At 60.5% G+C, this 17,134-nt stretch carries 17 protein-coding genes and 1 pseudogene; 7 read left to right on the top strand and 11 right to left on the bottom strand.

Translation table 11 applies throughout. From position 1 onward, the window contains the following. Positions 1-4 precede the first annotated feature (4 nt). Positions 5-718 (top strand): DUF3108 domain-containing protein, encoded by a 714-nt coding sequence (locus tag K0P33_RS23305; RefSeq protein WP_094950276.1) that lies wholly within the window; start codon positions 5-7, stop codon positions 716-718. Here the strand turns inward: K0P33_RS23305 and K0P33_RS23310 are convergent. Continuing rightward, complete coding sequence (locus K0P33_RS23310) at positions 705-953, bottom strand: hypothetical protein (protein ID WP_242151684.1); 249 nt, start codon at positions 951-953, stop codon at positions 705-707. The genes K0P33_RS23305 and K0P33_RS23310 overlap by 14 nt on opposite strands. Positions 954-1,094: 141 nt before the next feature. Here K0P33_RS23310 and K0P33_RS23315 point away from each other — a divergent pair, with 141 nt between their 5' ends. Beyond that, a complete protein-coding gene (locus K0P33_RS23315) occupies positions 1,095-1,283 on the top strand; it encodes a hypothetical protein (protein ID WP_064453511.1) in 189 nt (62 codons plus the stop codon). Between the two features lie 97 nt (positions 1,284-1,380). Here K0P33_RS23315 and K0P33_RS23320 read toward each other — a convergent pair whose 3' ends face one another. The 7 genes from K0P33_RS23320 to K0P33_RS23350 all read right to left on the bottom strand — a co-directional run bounded on the left by K0P33_RS23320 (position 1,381) and on the right by K0P33_RS23350 (position 9,230). Further along, on the bottom strand, positions 1,381-1,926 hold the full coding sequence (locus K0P33_RS23320; protein ID WP_003230516.1) for a DUF2058 domain-containing protein: 546 nt from the start codon (positions 1,924-1,926) through the stop codon (positions 1,381-1,383). A gap of 25 nt (positions 1,927-1,951) precedes the next feature. Further along, the gene (gene mazG / locus K0P33_RS23325) at positions 1,952-2,785 is read right to left on the bottom strand and encodes a nucleoside triphosphate pyrophosphohydrolase (protein ID WP_094950275.1); all 834 of its coding nucleotides are present in this window, start codon (positions 2,783-2,785) and stop codon (positions 1,952-1,954) included. Between the two features lie 73 nt (positions 2,786-2,858). Continuing rightward, the gene (relA, locus tag K0P33_RS23330) at positions 2,859-5,102 is read right to left on the bottom strand and encodes a GTP diphosphokinase (RefSeq protein ID WP_094950274.1); all 2,244 of its coding nucleotides are present in this window, start codon (positions 5,100-5,102) and stop codon (positions 2,859-2,861) included. A 150-nt stretch (positions 5,103-5,252) separates the two neighbouring features. Then, positions 5,253-6,605, bottom strand: coding sequence for a 23S rRNA (uracil(1939)-C(5))-methyltransferase RlmD (rlmD, locus tag K0P33_RS23335; RefSeq protein ID WP_094950273.1), 1,353 nt, complete (start codon positions 6,603-6,605; stop codon positions 5,253-5,255). Then, on the bottom strand, positions 6,605-7,507 hold the full coding sequence (gene cysM, locus K0P33_RS23340) for a cysteine synthase CysM (RefSeq protein WP_094950272.1): 903 nt from the start codon (positions 7,505-7,507) through the stop codon (positions 6,605-6,607). Before cysM ends, rlmD begins: the two co-directional genes overlap by 1 nt. Before the next feature lie 217 nt (positions 7,508-7,724). Beyond that, positions 7,725-8,330, bottom strand: coding sequence for a DTW domain-containing protein (locus K0P33_RS23345; protein ID WP_094950271.1), 606 nt, complete (start codon positions 8,328-8,330; stop codon positions 7,725-7,727). 6 nt (positions 8,331-8,336) lie between these two features. Then, the gene (locus K0P33_RS23350; RefSeq protein WP_242151687.1) at positions 8,337-9,230 is read right to left on the bottom strand and encodes a LysR family transcriptional regulator; all 894 of its coding nucleotides are present in this window, start codon (positions 9,228-9,230) and stop codon (positions 8,337-8,339) included. Positions 9,231-9,414: 184 nt separating this feature from the next. On the opposite strand from K0P33_RS23350, the gene speB reads away from it, so the two are divergent. Genes speB through K0P33_RS23370 form a run of 4 tightly spaced genes read left to right on the top strand, consistent with a single transcriptional unit; the run spans position 9,415 to position 13,738 of the window. After that, positions 9,415-10,365 (top strand): agmatinase, encoded by a 951-nt coding sequence (gene speB, locus K0P33_RS23355; RefSeq protein ID WP_083357426.1) that lies wholly within the window; start codon positions 9,415-9,417, stop codon positions 10,363-10,365. Continuing rightward, on the top strand, positions 10,365-10,787 hold the full coding sequence (locus K0P33_RS23360; protein ID WP_242151690.1) for a nuclear transport factor 2 family protein: 423 nt from the start codon (positions 10,365-10,367) through the stop codon (positions 10,785-10,787). The genes speB and K0P33_RS23360 overlap by 1 nt, the downstream gene beginning before the upstream one ends. Positions 10,788-10,808: 21 nt before the next feature. After that, complete coding sequence (locus tag K0P33_RS23365) at positions 10,809-12,320, top strand: cytosine permease (RefSeq protein WP_242151693.1); 1,512 nt, start codon at positions 10,809-10,811, stop codon at positions 12,318-12,320. Positions 12,321-12,355: 35 nt separating this feature from the next. Then, positions 12,356-13,738 (top strand): sodium:solute symporter, encoded by a 1,383-nt coding sequence (locus K0P33_RS23370; RefSeq protein WP_242151696.1) that lies wholly within the window; start codon positions 12,356-12,358, stop codon positions 13,736-13,738. Between the two features lie 196 nt (positions 13,739-13,934). On the opposite strand, the gene K0P33_RS31390 is transcribed toward K0P33_RS23370, so the two are convergent. Together K0P33_RS31390 and K0P33_RS23375 are read right to left on the bottom strand one after the other, a co-directional pair. Beyond that, positions 13,935-14,057: a PA1414 family protein gene (locus tag K0P33_RS31390; protein ID WP_256589246.1), complete on the bottom strand. Its 123-nt coding sequence runs from the start codon at positions 14,055-14,057 to the stop codon at positions 13,935-13,937. A gap of 142 nt (positions 14,058-14,199) precedes the next feature. Continuing rightward, entirely contained in the window at positions 14,200-15,093 is an 894-nt protein-coding gene (locus K0P33_RS23375; protein ID WP_242151699.1) for a LysR family transcriptional regulator, read from the bottom strand. A gap of 187 nt (positions 15,094-15,280) precedes the next feature. Here K0P33_RS23375 and K0P33_RS23380 point away from each other — a divergent pair. Then, positions 15,281-15,775 (top strand): annotated as a pseudogene (locus K0P33_RS23380) (YbfB/YjiJ family MFS transporter). On the opposite strand, the gene K0P33_RS23385 reads toward K0P33_RS23380, so the two are convergent. Then, positions 15,687-17,129: an NCS1 family nucleobase:cation symporter-1 gene (locus K0P33_RS23385; protein WP_242151702.1), complete on the bottom strand. Its 1,443-nt coding sequence runs from the start codon at positions 17,127-17,129 to the stop codon at positions 15,687-15,689. The pseudogene K0P33_RS23380 and the gene K0P33_RS23385 overlap by 89 nt on opposite strands. Positions 17,130-17,134 lie beyond the last annotated feature (5 nt).

Genomic DNA, 17,134 nt, shown 5'->3' on the forward strand with positions numbered 1-17,134 from the left:
TTTTATGCGTCGCGCCTTGCTCTTCGCTTTTGCGCTGTTCGCCTTGCCCGCCGTGCAAGCAGCAGACCTTCACCCTTTCTCCGCCAGCTACACCGCCGACTGGAAACAGTTGCCCATGAGTGGTTCGGCCGAACGCAGCCTGACCAAAAATGACAATGGCTCCTGGACCTTGAACTTCAAGGCTTCCATGATGATCGCCAGCCTCACCGAGACCAGTGTGATCCTGTTCGACAAGGACGCCCTGCAACCGAAGAGCTACAGCTTCGAACGCGGCGGTCTGGGCAAGGCGAAAAAGATCAACCTGGACTTCGACCAGACGAGCAAAAAAGTAACTGGTTTCGAAAACAAAGACCCGGTCAACGTCACCCTCGAAAGTGGCATGCTCGACAAATCGACCTACCAGCTTGCCCTGCAGCGCGATGTTGCCGCCGGCAAGAAAAGCATGAGCTACCGCGTGGTTGAAGGCACCGATGTCGATACCTACGACTTCCGCGTGATCGGCCCGGAAAAGGTCCAGACCAAAGCCGGCGCTATCGATGCTATCAAGGTCGAGCGCGTGCGCGACCCGTCGCAGAGCAAGCGCATCACTCAGATGTGGTTTGCCAAGGACTGGGGCGGCATCCTGGTTGCCCTGCGTCAGGTGGAAACCGACGGCAAGGAATACAACATCATGCTGTTGGACGGCACCGTTGACGGCAAGGCTGTCAAAGGTAGCTGATGGGCTGATGAGTTGAAAAAGGAGCCTCGCTGAATGCGGGGCTTTTTTTCGCCTGCAGGTTTTGTGCTGAACGCTCTACCGCTATCGCAGGCAAGCCAGCTCCCACATTGGAATGCATTTCAACGGTGGGAGCTGGCTTGCCCGCGATGCCGTCAGCCCAGATAACCCAGCTTGAAACCCCACTCAAACATGAAACTTTTGTCATAAAACTCAGCAGCCTGCGACGCAATGTCACGGTTTACGGGGCCTGCGGCACTGTTGCGTTTTGTGCAATGAATTGTTGCGTGCAAAACCAGTTTACTTAGCAAGCTAACAAAACATATAAAAGAGGCCTGCGACGACTTGCCGCAGATCAACCAGAGATTGGAGCAAGCAGATGACTGTAAAAGTAACTGAACGCGACGATGCACACATGTCTCACGAAGCACTGGGCCATGGGATTCACATCTGGGATGTACATCAACAAGACCAACTGGTCGGCATGTTCCACGACGAGAGCGAAGCCCACAATTATAAAAACGAGCTCGAAACTCTTGAGATGAAGCGCCAGGCACAAAGCTCCTGAAACTCTGATATCGCGCAGGCATCCGGCCCCACACAGCAGCTGGATTACCTGCAAAAAAAACCCCGCCTTTTGAGCGGGGTTTTTCGTTTTTACCGTATTACCACATCAGGTCATCCGGGATCTGGTAGGCAGCGTACGGATCATCTTCATCCGGCACTTGGCTTTCAGTCAGGATGTTGAGCTGCACGATACGCTCCGGCGCACGCTCCTGGATCTTCAGCGCCGCTTCACGCGGGATCACCTCGTAACTGCCACCGTGGTGCACGATCGCCAGGGAGCCGTTGCTCAGTTTGTTACGCATCAACGTGTTGACCGACAGGCGTTTGACCTTCTTGTCGTCGACGAAGTTGTAGTAGTCCTCAGTCGTCAGCTTGGGCAGGCGCGAGGTCTCGATCAGTTGCTTGACCTGGGCCGTGCGGGCCTTGGCCTCGGCTTTTTCCTGCTGCTGGCGGTTCAGTTCCTGGTCACGCTTGACCTTCTCGGCGTGCGCCTCGGCAGCCAAACGCGCCTGGGTGTCATCAACTTCGGCTTGGCCTTTATGGACCAGGCGCTGCTGCTTCTGCTTCTCTTTGCCGACCTGCTTGGCCTGCTTTTGGTTGACCAAACCTGCTTTAAGCAACTGGTCGCGAAGGGAAAGGCTCATGGTGCTTACTCACTTAGGCAACTGCTCAACCGCAGCTGGACACATTCTTTTCCTGACGTTTGGCTTCGCCCCACAGGGCGTCCAACTCTTCGAGGGTGCAATCTTCTATGGATTGGTGCGTATCGCGCAATGCCTGTTCGATAAATCGGAAACGTCGTTCGAACTTGGCATTGGCGCCACGTAGCGCAGTCTCCGGGTCAACCTTGAGGTGACGCGCCAGGTTGACCGCCGCAAACAGCAGGTCACCGACTTCATCGGCAATCGCCACCGAGTCGTTATCGGCCATGGCTTCGAGCACTTCATCGAGCTCTTCGCGCACGTTATCCACCACCGGCAAGGCTGATGGCCAGTCGAAACCGACCTGGCTGGCGCGCTTTTGCAATTTGGCGGCACGGGACAGCGCCGGTAAAGCCGTGGGCACGTCATCCAGCAGGGACAATTGCTGCGGTGCGTCGGACTTTTCCGCGCGTTCCTCAGCTTTGATCTGCTCCCAACGCACCTTGACCTGCTCTTCGCTCAACTGAGGAACATCCAAGGGCGCATACAAATCGCCCGTAGGAAACACGTGAGGATGGCGGCGGATCAACTTGCGGGTAATGCTGTCGACCACCCCGGCGAACTCAAAACGGCCCTCCTCCCGCGCCAACTGGCTGTAATACACCACTTGGAACAACAGGTCGCCCAGCTCACCTTGCAGGTGATCAAAGTCGCCGCGTTCAATGGCATCAGCGACTTCGTAGGCTTCTTCCAGGGTGTGCGGGACGATGGTCGCGTAGGTTTGCTTGATGTCCCACGGGCACCCGTATTTGGGGTCGCGCAGGCGGTTCATCAGGTGCAGCAGGTCTTCAAGTGAATACATCAGTCAATCTCTGTTCGCTCCCACACAAGCCCGGCGCCCCCAGAAAGCAGTCCACACATATTTTCAGACCGCATCATGGTGTGCGATTACGCCGGGTTTCGATGATGTTCGGCAACTGGGAAATCCGCCCCAACAACCGCCCCAACGCGTCCAGCCCCGGAATCTCGATGGTCAGGGACATCAACGCGGTGTTGTCCTCTTTGTTCGAGCGGGTGTTGACCGCCAGCACGTTGATCCGCTCATTGAGCAGCACTTGCGACACGTCACGCAGCAAACCGGAACGGTCGTAGGCGCGAATGATGATGTCCACCGGGTAGGTGAGCACCGGCACCGGGCCCCAGCTGACCTGGATGATGCGTTCCGGCTCGCGCCCGCCCAGTTGCAGCACCGAGGCGCAATCCTGGCGGTGAATGCTCACGCCACGGCCCTGGGTGATGTAACCGACGATGGCGTCGCCCGGCAACGGCTGGCAGCAGCCGGCCATTTGCGTCATCAGGTTGCCCACGCCCTGAATCTGGATATCGCCGCGCTTGCCCGGTTTGTAGCCGGTGGCTTTGCGTGGGATCAGCTCCAGCTGCTCGCTGCCGCGCTCCGGCTCGACCAGTTGCTGGGCCAGGTTGACCAGCTGCGCCAGGCGCAGGTCGCCGGCCCCCAGGGCTGCGAACATGTCCTCGGCGATCTTCATGTTGGCCTTTTCGGCCAGCTTGTCGAAGTCCACCTGCGGCAAGCCCAGGCGCGCCAATTCGCGCTCAAGCAAGGTTTTACCGGCGGCGACGTTCTGGTCGCGCGCCTGCAATTTGAACCAATGGACGATCTTCGCCCGTGCCCGCGACGTGGTGATGTAGCCCAGGTTCGGGTTCAGCCAGTCGCGGCTCGGCGTGCCGTGCTTGCTGGTGATGATCTCGACCTGTTCACCGGTCTGCAGGCTGTAGTTGAGCGGCACGATGCGCCCGTTGATCTTGGCGCCCCGGCAGTTGTGGCCGATTTCGGTGTGCACGCGGTAGGCAAAGTCCAGCGGCGTAGCGCCTTTGGGCAAGTCGATGGCGTGACCGTCGGGGGTGAAGATGTAGACGCGGTCCGGCTCGATATCCACGCGCAGCTGTTCGGCCAGGCCGCCGATGTCGCCGAGTTCTTCGTGCCACTCAAGCACTTGGCGCAGCCAGGAGATTTTCTCTTCGTACTGGTTGGACCCGGCCTTGACGTCGGTGCCCTTGTAACGCCAGTGCGCACACACCCCAAGCTCAGCCTCTTCGTGCATGGCGTGGGTGCGGATCTGCACTTCCAGCACCTTGCCCTCAGGGCCGATCACTGCGGTGTGCAGCGAGCGATAGCCGTTTTCCTTGGGGTTGGCGATGTAGTCGTCAAATTCCTTGGGAATGTGCCGCCACAAGGTGTGCACGATGCCCAGCGCGGTGTAGCAGTCGCGCATTTCCGGCACCAGCACACGCACGGCGCGTACGTCGTAGATCTGGCTGAATGCCAGGCCTTTGCGCTGCATTTTGCGCCAGATGGAATAGATGTGTTTGGCCCGGCCGCTGATATCGGCATCGACGCCGGTGGCCTGCAACTCGGAACGCAACTGCCCCATCACATCGGAGATAAAGCGCTCACGGTCAAGCCGCCGCTCGTGCAGCAGCGTGGCAATCTGTTTGTATTGATCGGGTTCGAGGTAGCGGAAGGACAAGTCCTCCAGCTCCCACTTGATATGGCCGATACCCAGGCGGTGCGCCAGCGGCGCGTAGATGTCGAACACCTCGCGGGCAACGCGGTTGCGCTTTTCGTCGTCGGCGGTTTTTACCGCACGGATCGCGCAGGTGCGTTCTGCCAGCTTGATCAGCGCGACGCGCACGTCGTCGACCATCGCCACCAGCATCTTGCGCAGGTTCTCGACCTGGCCCTGGGTGCCCAGCACCATCGACTGGCGTGGGCTGAGGCTGGCGCTGATGGCGGCCATGCGCAGTACGCCGTCGATCAACTTAGCGACCACGGCGCCGAAGCGCTGGCTGACCAGCGGCAACGCAATATGCCCTTCGCGCACGCCGCGATAGAGCACGGCGGCGATCAGCGAATCCTGGTCCAGCTTGAGATCGGCGAGGATCTCGGCGATTTCCAACCCGGTGCGAAAGCTTGATGTGCCCTCCGCCCACAGGTTCTTGGCCGCATTGTCTTGCTGTTCAGACTCACGAGCGAACTCGCAGGCTGCTTTCAAGGCTTCACGGTCCAGTGCCGGGTCGACACTGACGGCATGATCCAGCCATGCCTCGAGATTGATACTGCCGTCGGTGTTGATCGGCTGGTGTGCTCTCACCTGTACCATCTTGCTTACCTTCCCTACGACGCACCTTTGATGCGCCAAAAATCATCGCTGACCTGCTGCGTAACCCTAGCTCTGCAACCAAGGCTACGTGCAACTCCCTGACAGGTCACGGCCCAGGAGACTACAGGCCAGTCGGATTAAACGGGCATCCTAGCCCGCTTCAAATAACGCCATGGCCTCGACATGAGATGTCTGTGGAAACATGTCGAGGATCCCGGCACGTTTTAGCCGGTAGCCTTGCTTGACCAACTCAACCGTGTCCCGCGCCAGCGTGGCCGGGTTGCAGGACACATACACCAAACGCTTGGCTCCCAGCGTGGCGAGCTTACGCACAACCTCCAGGGCACCATCGCGGGGTGGGTCCAAGAGTACCGCAGAAAAGCCCTGTTTGGCCCATTCCGCGTCAGTCAAAGGCTGGGATAAATCGGCCTGAAAAAACTGCACATTATGCAAATTGTTGCTGACAGCGTTCTGCGCCGCGCGGTCCACCATGGTCTGTACACCTTCTACCGCGACCACTTCGCGCACGTGTTTGGCCAGCGGCAACGCAAAGTTACCCAGCCCGCAGAACAGGTCCAGCACCCGTTCCTCGGGCTGTGGCGCCAGCCATTCCAGGGCCTGGGCGACCATCGCGGCGTTGACGCCAGCGTTGACCTGCACAAAGTCCCCGGGCCGATAAGCCAGTTCCAGATCCCATTGTTCCAACCGATAACCCAACGCCGAGTTCGCCTCGACGGGCTCCGGCTCGCCCTCGCCATGCAGCCACAACTGCGCTTCATGGAAGGTGCAAAATTCTTGCAGGATCAGCAGGTCCGCCTCGGACAACGGCGCCATATGCCGCAGCAACACGGCGATGGATGAGCCGCTGAACAACTCCACATGCCCCAGCGCCTGCGGTTTGCTCAGGCGGCGCAGCATGTTCGGCAAGCGCTGCATGATCGGTTGCAAGGCCTGTACCAGCACCGGGCAATCATCGATGGCGACGATGTCCTGGCTGGCCACGGCGCGAAAACCCACCTCAAGCTTTTTCGCCTTGGCGTCCCAGCGCACGGCCACGCGGGCGCGACGACGGTAGGCGAATTCCGGCCCACTCAAAGGGGCGGCCCACGCTTGCGGTTCGACACCGGCCACACGCGACAGTTGTTCGGCGAGCATGCGCTGTTTCAGGGCGAGCTGTTCGTCATGGGGCAAGTGCTGCACGCTGCAGCCGCCGCAGCGGCCAAAATGCGCGCACGGCGCCGGGCGGCGCAGTTCGCTGGCCTTGAACACACGCTCGGTGCGCGCTTCTACCACTTTGCCGTGGGCGCCCAATACCCGCGCTTCGACTTCTTCGCCGGCCAGCGCACCGTTTACAAACCAGGTACGGCCTTCAAAGAACACGATGCCGCGGCCATCGTTGGCCAGGCGCTCGATGGTCAGGCGTTGTTTCTTGCCTACCGGAATCTGCGGGGCCCGGCTGCCGCCTGTCGGTTGGAAGCGCAGGCCTCTCTCGTGCTTGGCCATCAGTTGGGTTCGTCGAAGATGCCGGTCGACAGGTAACGGTCGCCCCGGTCACAGATGATCGCGACGATCACCGCGTTTTCCACTTCTTTGGACAACCGCAACATACCGGCCACGGCGCCGCCGGAGGACACGCCGCAGAAGATGCCTTCTTCGCGCGCCAGGCGGCGGGTGGTGTCTTCGGCTTCACGCTGGGCCATGTCGATGATGCGGTCCACGCGCGTGGCGTTGTAGATCTTCGGTAGGTACTCTTCGGGCCAACGGCGAATACCGGGAATCGCCGCGCCTTCCATCGGTTGCAGGCCGACGATCTGGATCGCCGGGTTCTGCTCCTTGAGGTAGCGCGAGTTGCCCATAATGGTGCCGGTCGTGCCCATGGAGCTGACGAAATGGGTGATGGTGCCTTGGGTCTGGCGCCAGATTTCCGGGCCTGTGCTGGTGTAGTGCGCCTCTGGGTTATCGCCATTGGCAAACTGGTCCAGCACCACGCCACGGCCTTCGGCGGCCATGCGCTCGGCGAGGTCGCGCGCGCCTTCCATGCCTTCTTCCTGGGTGACCAGCAACAACTCGGCGCCATAGGCGGTCATTGCCGCCTTGCGTTCGGCGCTGCCGTTGTCGGGCATGATCAGCACCATCTTGTAACCCTTGATTGCCGCGGCCATGGCCAGGGCGATCCCGGTGTTACCCGAGGTGGCTTCGATCAAGGTGTCGCCGGGCTTGATTTGCCCGCGCAGCTCGGCGCGGGTGATCATCGACAGCGCCGGGCGGTCCTTGACGGAGCCGGCCGGGTTGTTCCCTTCAAGCTTGAGCAGCAGAATATTGCTGGTTTCACCCGCCATGCGTTGCAAGCGGACCAGGGGCGTGTTGCCGACGCAATCGGCGATTGTAGGGTACTGCAAGGTCATGGCGTATTCGCAATCCAGACTGCGGGGGCGACCATCATACCGGGAAAGGCTGGCGGGCCATATCACGCAAAGTGTGGTGCTTATGGCTTACAGGAATAAGCGAGTGGCGTGTGGCCTGTGAGGGCGCTATCGCGGGCAAGCCCGCCGCCCCAAAGGACAGCGTGCAGATCAATGTGGGAGCTGGCTTGCCTGCAAAAGCCGCACCTCGGTAAACCGACTAACCCAATTGCCCGTCGCCATGATTCTTACGAAACACCTCGTCCCCCATCGCCGAAATCTGCCCGTCAATCAGTGCCTCGAACGGTTTAAGCAGCGCCTCAAAAGAGGTCGGCGCTTCCAGCACCTGCAACGCCTGCACAATTGCCTCTACCGTCGACAAAGCCCCTGGCCCCGGCGCTTTGCGCAACCGGTAGCGAGAAACGCCACCCTCGGCCAGGGTCACCCGGGGCAATGCGGCCAATAAAGGATTGAGGTGCAGCAATTTGCGCGCTTTGCGCCAGGTGCCGTCGGGCACCACCAACAACAGCGGTTGGTCGTCGGGCGCATACACCTGCAAAGGCTGGGCGTCATCAGCGGGAAACAGCAGGCGCGCTTGATAACCGGGCGGGTTTAACAAGGTCGCCAAATCGTCAAACACCTCACCCACCACCAACTGTGCATTGCTCAACCCCAACGCCGCCAACCGCGCGGTATTGAGCGCATGGTTGACCTCACTCGGGTGCTGCAGCAGCAACACACGGGTGCGGCTGTCGAGGCTGGGGATCAGCGGGCACAGGCAATGAGTGGCGGGCCGCTGGCAAGTTGGACATTGGGGTCTGGACATGTTTTTTCAGGCCTGGTTGAGCTGGGCTTTGAGTAAGTCGCGAAAGGTCTGGATCAGCGGCTCGCGGCTACGGCCACGGCGCATGATCATCGAGAACGGCGCCTGATAGCCGAAGGTCGCCGGCAGCAGCACACGCAAGTCGCCCTTGTCGGCCCAGGCTTGGGCGTAGTGCTCAGGCAGGTAGCCGATATAGGCGCCGGACAGCACCAGGATCAACTGCGCCTCCATACTTTCCACCGTGGCGGCGCTGTGTTTGAAGCCGTGGCGCGCCAATTCTGCCTGGCTCCAGTAGCCGCGCCCGACCATACGCTGCTGGGTGATCACTTGTTCGGGGATGCGCCGTTCGCTGAACAACGGATGCCGCGTGCTGCAATACAGCCAGTGTTGCTCGCGGTACAGCGGCATGTAGATCAACCCGCTCATGCGGTTGGAGAACGCGCCGATGGCCAGGTCCAGGCGGTTGTCCTGCACGCCCAATTGCAGCTCATAAGGGCTCATCACCGACAAATTCAAATGCACAGCCGGGTGTTCCAGGCTATAGGCGCCGATCACTTCGGCGAACGGCAGGGCCTTGTCGCTGACGGTGGAGTCGAGCACGCCGAGCTTGAGGGTGCCGCGTAACTCACCTTTTAACGCGGCGGCGTATTGCTCGAACCCTTCCAGCTCGCCTAATAGACGCAGGGTTTCCTGGTGGAACAACTCGCCTTTGCTGGTCAGGCTGAACCCGCCGCGCCCGCGATGGCACAGCACCAGGCCCAAAGCTGCTTCCAGCTGGCTCATGTAGGTGCTGATGGCCGACGTCGACAAGTTGAGTTCGTGCTGGGCATTGGCGAACCCTTGGTGCCGCACGACGCTGACGAAGATGCGCAGGAGTTTCAGGTCGGGCAAGGCGTTGGCCATGGGTTCTCCAGATAACACAAAAACCTGTGGGAGCGAGCAAGCCCGCTCCCACATTTGAACCGAGTTTACCTCAGGCATTAGTTTAGAAAAATCTGAACTAAGTATTTGCCCCTGCCGATTCTTCCCGTCCCGGGCTTTTCGCAGAATCGGCCTCTAATAAACAAAACAACGATGAGGCAATCCCGTGGACAAGATTTTTCACCAACCACTGGGCGGCAACGAAATGCCGCGCTTCGCCGGCATCGCCACCATGATGCGACTCCCCCATCTGCAGTCGGCCAAAGGCCTCGACGCCGCCTTTGTCGGTGTGCCCTTGGACATCGGCACCTCGCTGCGCGCCGGCACCCGCTTCGGGCCGCGTGAAATCCGCGCCGAGTCGGTGATGATCCGCCCCTACAACATGGCCACCGGCGCCGCGCCGTTCGACTCGCTGTCGGTTGCCGACATCGGCGACGTGGCAATCAATACCTTCAACCTGCTGGACGCTGTGCGCATCATCGAAGAAGCTTACGATGAGATCCTCGAGCACAACGTCGTCCCGATGACCCTGGGCGGCGACCACACCATCACCCTGCCGATCCTGCGGGCGATTCACAAGAAACACGGCAAGGTCGGGCTGGTGCACATTGATGCCCACGCCGACGTCAACGACCATATGTTCGGCGAGAAAATCGCCCACGGCACCACCTTCCGCCGCGCCGTGGAAGAAGGCTTGCTCGATTGCGACCGCGTGGTGCAGATCGGCCTGCGCGCCCAGGGCTACACCGCCGAAGACTTCAACTGGAGCCGCAAGCAGGGCTTTCGTGTGGTCCAGGCCGAAGAATGCTGGCACCACTCGCTGGCGCCATTGATGGCTGAAGTGCGTGAAAAAGTCGGCGGCGGCCCGGTGTATTTGAGCTTCGATATCGACGGTATAGACCCGGCCTGGGCGCCTGGCACCGGCACCCCGGAAATCGGCGGGCTGACCACCATCCAGGCGATCGAGATCATCCGTGGCTGCCAAGGCCTCGACCTGATTGGTTGCGATCTGGTAGAAGTTTCGCCGCCTTACGACACCACCGGCAACACCTCGCTGCTCGGCGCCAACCTGCTGTACGAGATGCTCTGCGTACTGCCCGGCGTGGCGCATCGCTGATGAGCACGCAAGCCGTGCTGCAAGCGGCGGCCGACCTGGTGTCGGCCTTCGCCCGCAATGACCGCGCCGCCTATTTCGGCGCGTTCACGGTGGATGCCAGCTTCGTGTTCTACACCCTCCCCCAGCCGCTGCTCAGTCGCGATGCCTACCAGGCGTTGTGGGACCGCTGGCGCCGGGACGAGGGGTTTGAGGTGCTGTCCTGCACTTCAAGCAACGCCTTTGTCAGCCTGCAGGGTGCCGTGGCGATTTTTATGCATGACGTGGCCACCGAGCTGCGCATGAACGGGGAGCAATTTTTTAGCCAGGAACGCGAGACCATTGTCTTCACCCGACAAGGGTCAGACGCACAACAAAAACAAGGCCTGTGGCTGGCCTGTCACGAACATTTGTCCGCTATGCCGGAAGGGCTGCCGCCCCCTTAGCCAATGTGATCGGAGCTGATCATGAATAATAAAAACAACGATAAAAGTATTCGAAAGATAGAAACCAACGGGGTCGAGCAGATCCCGGACCACGAACGTACCGCCAGCCCCAAGGATCTGTTTCGACTGATCTTCGGCGGAGCCAATACCTTTGCCACCGCTGTGCTGGGCGCGTTTCCGGTGCTGTTCGGCTTGTCGTTCCAGGCCGGTGTCTGGGCGATTGTGTTGGGCGTGCTGGTGGGCGCGCTGATCCTGGCGCCGATGGGCCTGTTCGGGCCGATCAACGGCACCAACAACGCCGTGTCTTCCGGTGCGCACTTTGGTGTGCACGGGCGGATTGTCGGCTCGTTTCTGTCGCTGCTGACGGCGATTGCCTTCTTCTCACTGTCGGTGTGGAGTTCAGGCGATGCGTTGGTCGGTGGTGCGAAACGCCTGATTGGTTTGCCAGAAACCGACCTGACGTTAGGCCTGGCCTACGGCCTGTTCGCCCTGCTGGTGCTCACCGTGTGCATCTATGGCTTTCGCTTCATGCTGTGGGTCAACCGCATTGCCGTGTGGGCGGCGAGCCTGCTGTTCCTGCTGGGGATCTTCGCGTTTGCGCCGGCCTTCGACAGCCACTTTGCCGGCACCGTCGCCATTGACCAGACCGGCTTCTGGGCCGCCTTCATCGGTGCGGCGCTGGTAGCCATGAGCAATCCGATTTCCTTCGGCGCGTTCCTGGGTGATTGGTCACGCTACATCCCACGTGAGACGCCGAAAATACGCATCATGCTGGCGGTGGTGCTGGCCCAGATCGCCACCTTGATTCCGTTCCTGTTCGGCCTGGCCACCGCGACCATCGTGGCGGTCAAGGCTCCGGACTACATCGCAGCCAACAACTATGTCGGCGGTTTGCTGGCAGTCGCGCCGAGCTGGTTCTTCCTGCCGGTGTGCCTGATCGCGGTGATCGGCGGCATGTCCACTGGCACCACGTCGCTGTATGGCACCGGGTTGGACATGTCCAGCGTGTTCCCGCGCCTGCTGTCGCGGGTCAAGGCCACGCTGCTGATTGGGGTGATGTCGATTGCCTTCATCTTTATCGGACGTTTCGCCGCCAACCTGGTGCAAAGCGTGTCGACCTTCGCCGTGCTGATCATCACCTGCACCACGCCGTGGATGGTGATGATGATCATCGGCCTGATCGTACGCCGAGGCTTTTACTGCCCGGATGATCTGCAAGTGTTCACCCGCGGTGAAACCGGCGGGCGCTACTGGTTCAGCCATGGCTGGAACTGGCGCGGCCTGGGCGCCTGGATCCCGAGTGCGCTGGTGGGCCTGTGCTTCGTCAACTTGCCGGGGCAGTTTGTCGGGCCACTGGGCAACTTGGCCGATGGCATCGATATCAGCCTGCCAGTGACGCTGGGGCTGGCCTCGGTGGTGTACCTGAGCTTGCTTCGCGTGTTCCCGGAACCGGCCGCCGTCTACGGCCCGGCCGACCCTCGCAGCCAGCGCACGGATGCGCGCATTAAACCGGCGCTGCAACAAGCCGCCTGATCGCCCATAAAAACGATAATCGGAGACCCGCCGTCATGGCTTTGGATTTATTCGTCGTACTCATCTACGCCGCCGGCATGCTCGTGCTCGGCTATTACGGCATGCGCCGCGCCAAGACCCACGAAGACTACCTGGTAGCCGGACGTAACCTGGGCCCGTCGCTGTACATGGGCACCATGGCCGCCACGGTACTGGGCGGTGCATCCACCGTCGGCACCGTGCGCCTGGGTTATGTGCACGGCATCTCCGGCTTCTGGTTGTGCGCCGCACTGGGCGCCGGGATCATCGCGCTGAACCTGTTCCTGGCCAAACCGCTGCTCAAGCTGAAGATCTTCACCGTCACCCAGGTCCTGGAAAAACGCTACAACCCCATGGCCCGCCAGGCGAGCGCGGTGATCATGCTGGCCTACGCGCTGATGATCGGCGTGACCTCGATCCTGGCCATCGGCACCGTACTGCAAGTACTGTTCGGCCTGCCATTTTGGGTCTCGGTGCTGCTGGGCGGTGGCGTAGTGGTGGTGTATTCGACCATCGGCGGCATGTGGTCACTGACCCTGACCGACATCGTGCAGTTCGTGATCAAGACCGTCGGCCTGATGTTCATCCTGCTGCCGATTTGCCTCTACCGCGTCGGCGGTTGGGACCAACTGGTGGCCAAGTTGCCAGCGTCGAATTTCAGCTTCACCGAAATCGGCTGGGACACGATCATCACCTACTTCATGATCTACTTCTTCGGCATCCTGATCGGCCAGGACATTTGGCAACGGGTGTTCACCGCCCGTGACGAAAAGGTTGCCCAGTACGCCGGCACCTTCGCCGGTTTCTACTGCATCCTTTACGGCCTGGCGTGCGCCTTGATCGGCATGGCGGCGCACGTGCTGCTACCGGACCTGGACAACGTCAACAATGCCTTCGCCGCCATCGTCAAAGCCTCGTTGCCGGACGGCATTCGCGGCCTGGTGATTGCCGCCGCACTGGCCGCGATGATGTCCACCGCCAGCGCCGGTTTGCTCGCCGCCTCCACCGTCTTGACCGAAGACCTGCTGCCGCGTTTGCGCGGGGGCAAGCAGTCGAGCCTGAACATCAACCGTCTGTTCACGATGCTCACGGGCATTGCCGTGCTGGGTATCGCATTGGTCGTGAACGATGTGATCAGCGCCCTGACCCTGGCTTACAACCTGTTGGTGGGCGGCATGCTGATCCCGCTGATGGGGGCGATTTTCTGGAAACGGGCGACCACATCGGGCGCCATTGCGTCGATGACCTTGGGCTTCGTGACCGCACTGGTGTTTATGTTCAAGGATGGCTTGGATGCGAACACGCCGATCTACTACAGCCTAGCGATTGGGCTGGTGAGTTTTGTAGTGGTGAGTGTGTTGTCGCCCCGGCCAGAGACGGTGGCGGCTCGGGCGATTTGAGCTATAAAAGAATCTAGAGCAGTTTCTTCAGCGGGTGCGACGTCGGATATCGCGCCCGTTTTTTTTGCCTGACACAAAAACAACTGTGGGAGCGGGCTTGCTCGCGAAAGCGGTGTGTCAGTCAATATTTCGTTAACTGACGCACCGTCTTCGCGAGCAAGCCCGCTCCCACATTAATTCTGCGGCGCTACCAGCTCTAGCGGCGACGCGGGCGGCGCTGCTCATCATCTGTGCGAATCGGCACAGGTTGCAGCGGAGGCTCGATCAAGCCGAGCGCGACTCCAACGTCATGGAGCCAGGTTTGAATTTTCTCTTTCATGGTTGCTCCCTTTGCGGGTAATGCGAGTTGGCGAGAGTTTTATCGCCCTTTCCTACAGTGATAGTAGCCCTAAGTCCTACGTAATGCTTGAACGAAACCACAACGAACTATTACTGAATTGATCCAAATGCTGACGGATCGTTCAAGCGATATAGCGCGCCTCCTGCAAGAACCCGGCGTTGCCTTCTTGCTGCAGCTCGATCCATGCATTGAGGTTAGCGCCGAGCATACCCTTTCGCCACATCAGCCAGGTCGTTGCAGTAGCAAAAGGCCCTGTAAGGGGATGAACGGACACGCTGTCCTTGCCCGGCAGGCTGTCGAGCATCGATTCGGACATTAATGCCACCCCGGAACCCGCGATCACGCAGGCAAGCATGCCCTGATAGGACTCAATCTCGATTGCCCGGCCCATGGCCACACGCTCATGGGAAAACCAGGTTTCCAGGCGTGTACGATAGGCGCAACTGCGGCGGAAGGTGAACACCGAACGCCCCGCTACGTCCTGCGGCCCACGCACTGGTGGGTGATCGGCTTCACAGATCAGCACCAGGCGTTCTTCACACAGCGGCACGCCGTCCAACGTAGCGATGGTCAGCGGGCCGTCCACCAACGCCGCGTCCAAACGCCCGGTGATCAGGCCTTCCAGCAATTCACCGCTGGGCGCCGATTGCACCTGCAGGTTCACCCTCGGATACGCCTTGTGATAGCGCGCCAACAGCTTCGGCAAGTGAATCGCGGCGGTGCTGTACATGCTACCCAGCACAAAGTCGCCGGCCGGTTGCCCGCCTTGAACGGCGCCGTGGGCTTCGTCATGCAGCGCGATCAGGCGAGTGCTGTAGTCCAACAACACTTTGCCAGCAGGAGAAAGCTGTAACCGCTGGCGTTCGCGCACGAACAGTTCCACGCCGAGCTGCTCTTCCATCTGTTTGAGCCGGGTCGAGAGGTTCGACGGTACACGGTGCAGGCGCTCGGCCGCACGGGTAATGGAGCCCTCTTGCGCTACGGCTTGGAAAATCCGCAATTGACTGAACTCCATACCTTTCTCCAAAACTGAACAAGTTACTCACTATTATTCATTTTTACAGAAAGTCAATTCACTTTAGCCTGAAGGTCTTCGCGTCCTTGCAGGAAACCTGAACATGTCACCGCTCATTCGCTTACTCGTCAGCTCTATTGCCCTGATGATGGCCATGGGCATTGGCCGCTTCGCCCTCACCCCGCAGATGCCGCAATTCAAGGGCGCCTGGCAGGCCGATCTGTTCTGGCCCTGTTTTGGTCTGGCTGCCGCTCTCGGGGTCGTGGTGGTGAGCGTGCGCCGTCATAGCCCCCCCCGTCGTTGGTTGATGAGCACTTTGTGGCTGCAAGCGGCCGGCGTGTTCGCCTGCTTGCTGGGCAATGGCTGGGGCCTGGCGCTGGGGTATTGCTGTGCGGGACGCCGTTTCTGGCGTGCATGATGCTGGTGATGCAGCGCCGGCCTGTTGACCGCCTGCTTTGCCATCGGCCAATTAAGTGGCCCGCTGCTGGCCTCGATAAGCAGCCACCTTAGCGGCGGCCTGCAACCGGCGTTGGTGATCGCAGGTGCAGGCCTGGTGTTGGCAGGTGCGGTGTCACTGCGCCCTGGCGCTGCTGTCAGCCAGCAACCATCGGCGCCGGTACGCGAACCTGTTCTCGTCGCGAAAGAACCAGGAAAAACAGCCCTCCCAGGAAGCACCCGGTAAACCAGGAAAAGTTGGCCATGCCCTGCAACGCCGGCGTGAAGGTGATCGCAACGCCCACCAGCGTCGCCGGCACCAAGGCTTTGACGGCCGTCCAGTTCACGCCGCCGTCGAAGTAATAGCGCCCGCTTGGGCTGTCATCGAACAGCGCGTCCACATCGACCTGCTGTTTTTTGATCAGGTAGAAGTCCACCAATAGAATCCCGAACAGTGGCCCTATAAACGCCGCGAGGATGTCCAAGGTGTAGTGGATCATCAGCGGGTTATTGAACAGGTTCCACGGAGTGATGAAGATCGAAGCCACCGCCGCGATCATCCCTCCGGCCCGCCAGCTGATTTTGCTCGGCGCGACGTTGGCGAAGTCAAACGCAGGCGACACGAAGTTGGCGACAATGTTGATGCCGATGGTCGCCGTGACAAAGGCAAAGGCGCCGAGCAGTACGGCCATGCTGTTGTCGATTCGCGAGACGGTGGCAATCGGGTCATGCAGCATTTCGCCGAACACCGGCAAGGTGCCCGAAACGATCACCACGGTGACCAGCGAGAACGCCAGGAAATTCACCGGCAGCCCCCAGAAATTACCGCGACGCACATCCCGCATGCTGCGGCAGTAGCGGCTGAAATCGCCGAAATTCAGCGTAGGCCCGGAGAAGTACGAAACCACCAGCGCCGTTGCCACGATCACCTGGCCGAAAGCCTGCCAGCCCGACAAGGATTTCTCCGCCAGGGTAAAGCTGATGTTGGCCCAGCCGGCTTTCCAGACAATCCAGCCGGCCAGGGCGAACATCACCGCATAGACCACCGGCCCCGCCCAGTCGATAAAACGCCGGATGGATTCCATGCCGGCCCAGAACACCGCAGCCTGCAACGCCCAAAGGCTTAAGAAACCAAACCAGCCCAGGTAGGACAGGCCGGCAAAATGCGGTTCTGCATACACCGCCATCTGTGGGAAGAAGCGCAGCACCACGATGATCAAGGCACTCGACGCCAGGTAGGTCTGAATCCCGTACCAGGCCACGGCGATCAGGCCGCGAATCACCGCCGGAATATTGGCCCCAAACACGCCAAAGGCCAGCCGGCAAATGACCGGATACGGCACCGCCGCTTGCTGACTCGGTTTGGCCACCAGATTGGCGATCAACTGCACGATGCAAATACCCGCAAGCAAGGCGATCAGCACCTGCCAACTGGCCAGCCCGAGGGCGAACAGGCTGGCCGCGAACACGTAGCCGCCGACACTGTGCACGTCGCTCATCCAGAAGGCGAAGATGTTGTACCAGTTCCAGTTTTGCGGCAGTGGGCCAAGGTCCTGGTTGTACAGGCGCGGGCTGTAGCCTTTGGGCAATTGATCGGTCATCACTT

Origin of the sequence: Pseudomonas sp. ArH3a (assembly GCF_022648765.1) — a bacterium.
GTDB lineage: Bacteria > Pseudomonadota > Gammaproteobacteria > Pseudomonadales > Pseudomonadaceae > Aquipseudomonas.